This window comes from Erwinia sp., from assembly GCF_031978025.1.
Taxonomy (GTDB): domain Bacteria; phylum Pseudomonadota; class Gammaproteobacteria; order Enterobacterales; family Enterobacteriaceae; genus Erwinia.
Genome location: NZ_DALZCD010000044.1, coordinates 1 through 2,923, shown reverse-complemented (window position 1 = coordinate 2,923; position 2,923 = coordinate 1). Strand labels below are relative to the sequence as shown.

General features: G+C 50.8%; 1 protein-coding gene and 2 pseudogenes. 1 reads left to right on the top strand and 2 read right to left on the bottom strand.

Annotated features, from left to right (window positions below; translation table 11 throughout):
* Positions 1-158: 158 nt before the first annotated feature.
* A complete protein-coding gene (locus RTK32_RS05470; RefSeq protein WP_312042474.1) occupies positions 159-1,436 on the bottom strand; it encodes an HAAAP family serine/threonine permease in 1,278 nt (425 codons plus the stop codon).
* Positions 1,437-2,027: 591 nt separating this feature from the next.
* Here RTK32_RS05470 and RTK32_RS05465 point away from each other — a divergent pair.
* Positions 2,028-2,177: pseudogene (locus tag RTK32_RS05465) on the top strand (L-rhamnose mutarotase); the annotation flags it as partial.
* Positions 2,178-2,365: 188 nt separating this feature from the next.
* Here the strand turns inward: RTK32_RS05465 and RTK32_RS05460 are convergent.
* A pseudogene (locus RTK32_RS05460) lies at positions 2,366-2,923 on the bottom strand (sugar transporter); the annotation flags it as partial.

Below are 2,923 nucleotides of genomic sequence, written 5' to 3'. Positions count from 1 at the left end.
TCATCCACCGCCCGCAACGTGATGCCAATAAACAGCGTATGCAACTGCTTAATCAGTAACCTTCTACCGACCTTTATCAGCCACCGGCCCGCATGCCCTGAGAGAGGCTGCCGATCGTAAACAGGCCGGCTGCCGATCGCCAGACTTTGCCTGAAGGGTCAGCTCATCAGCGAGTAAAAAATAGCGGAAATCGCCACCAAACCCATCAACATCACGAAAACATTGCTAAAGTGGCCGCGATATTGCTGCATCGCCGGGATCTTACGCAGCGCATAAACAGGCATTAAAAACAGGATCATGGCGATTACCGGGCCGCCAAGCGTTTCGATGATACCCAGGATGCTGGGGTTCAGCGTGGCGATAACCCAGCAGGTAAGCAGCATAAACAGCGCCGTCAGGCGATTAAGTTTTTTCGGCTCTATCTCTTTTCCGACGCCGCGCAGCGATTTGATTATGATGCCGTTAAAACCTTCACGAGCGCCCAAATAGTGTCCCAGGAAAGATTTAGTAATAGCAATGATGGCGATAATGGGGGCCATCCAGGCAATAACCGGCGCGTTAAAATGATTGGCCAGATAAGAAAGTATGGAAATATTTTGTGCCTTAGCCGCAGCCAGATCGGCAGGTGTCAGGCTCAGCACGCAGCTGAAGACAAAGAACATGACCGTCACTACCATCATGCCGTGTGCGCGAGCCAGAATGGCGGAACACTTTGGCCCGGCATCCGCACCATACTCTTTGCGTTTGGCAACCGCAAAGGAAGAGATAATTGGCGAGTGGTTAAAAGAAAACACCATTACCGGGATAGCCAGCCAGAGTGTCAATAGCAGGTTGCCAGGGCTGATAGCATCGAAAGAGAGGGTGTTCAGCGTGGCGCTGTTCCAGCGAGGGATCAGATAAACGGCTAACACCACCAACGCGATAACAAAGGGATAAACCAGTACGCTCATCGCTTTCACAATTGCCTGTTCGCCAAACCGCACGATAGCCATCATTGCCACAATTAACAGCAGCGACAGCACCATGCGCGGCGGGCTGGTCACGCCCAGTTGGTGCGTCAGGAAACTCTCTACGGTATTGGTTATCGCCACGCTATATACCAGCAGAATAGGGTAAATAGCTAAAAAATAGAGCAGGGTAATTAACTGACCCGCGCCGCGACCAAAATGTTCTTCCACCACTTCAGTGATATCCCCGTCAGGATTCTTGCCTGACAGGACAAAACGGGTCAGGCCACGGTGGGCGTAATAAGTCATAGGGAAAGCAAGGATGGCCATAATAATCAACGGAATCAATCCGCCAACGCCTGCATTGATCGGCAGGAAAAGTACGCCTGCGCCGATAGCTGTGCCGTACAGTCCCAACATCCAGACGGTATCGGTTTTACGCCATGTCGCGGCGGCAAGCGGTTCTGATGTGGCCTGCGGGATCTGCATTGTTCTCTCCATTTAAAATAATATGCTATAGGTTGCCGGACATTTAAAATTAATAATGGGCTATTCCGTTAAATGCGTGATATTGAACTACCCTGGCGGCGGCAAGCAAACTACCCTGAATGAGCCGGATAAACAGTGATCCCGGTCGCGCATCAGAAATTAAAAAGTCTTAATGTCTGTTTCACTCTTTTTGTTAAGCGTGGGGGCTGCTAATGGGTTTTTTATTATCGGGGTTTAAAAGTAGCGGAGGGAATACTTTACACGATGCAAAATGAATTAAGGAGGGCAGGCAGGTTTATTATAAAATTAAGAATACATAATCAGATAAAATAAAGAATAAATACACACTATTTTTATCACTTAGCCTGCCTTCAGGTAACATATGCTTATTCTTAAATACTTTTCATAATCATAAAGGCTGTCCACGTCGCCAGAGCGATGCAGCCATTTTAAGAACAAACAGGCTTTTCTGCAGGTACCCTCTGCATACGGGGCCGGTAAGAAAAAGGAGAGAGCACAGAAAAAAAAGCAGATTAAAGATAACGGCTGGCTATTTATGGCCTGACCATGCGCTATCTGGGCATGTCGATGGTAGATATTGAGTCGGAAATCCGCTGGAATGCGGTTGCCGGTACGGAAGTGTGCCAGCGCTGGTGGCGGTCGATGTGTGAACTGATGCCGTCGAATTCGGATTGCAGCCCCCTCAGCGAAGAGCTGAAAGACGTTTTCTTCCTGCCATAAAACCATGGGCGGACGCGGGTCTGCCCATTATCCTCTGCCGCCTTTTCTGAGCATCATTCATATTCTTACCAGGTGCAGGATAACTCACAGGCCTGGTATTGAAACTTTTTCATAAAAACGGCCGGATCGAGCAGGCTATAAATAAAAATCCCGACTTTACGCCGGGATCTCATCATTCAGCCGACCTGCTAGTTGATTCGCAGCTGCGGATAGCGCTTCATGCTCCAGGCACACCAGCCCAGCGAAAAGAGGCCGATAGCGCCGCCGACATAGCCAATGTGTTCCATGCCCAGATACAGGCTCACCTGATTGCCCAGCAGCGCGCCGCCGCCGATGCCCAGGTTGTAGATGCCTGACATCAGTGACATGGCCACGTCGGTCGCATCCGGCGCCAGCGTCAGGACTCTGACCTGAACCGCCAGGCCGATGATCATCATCGACATGCCCCAGATGACGCACAGTGTCGAAATCGCAACGGTATGCGTCGCCGCGATTAACAGCGCCAGCATACAGACAGAGACCAGCGTAATGGCGGCCAGCAGAAATGTGGCCGGAAACTTGTTGCCCAGCGCGCTAAACAGCACGCTGCCGATAATGCCTGCCGCGCCGAAAATCAGCAGCAGGAACGTAGTAAAGTTCCCGCCCATAAGGGCTACGGCCTGAATAAACGGCTCTATATAGCTGTAGGCCGTGTAGTGGGCTGTCACGATCAGCACTATCAGTAAGTACAGCGACACCAGGGCAGG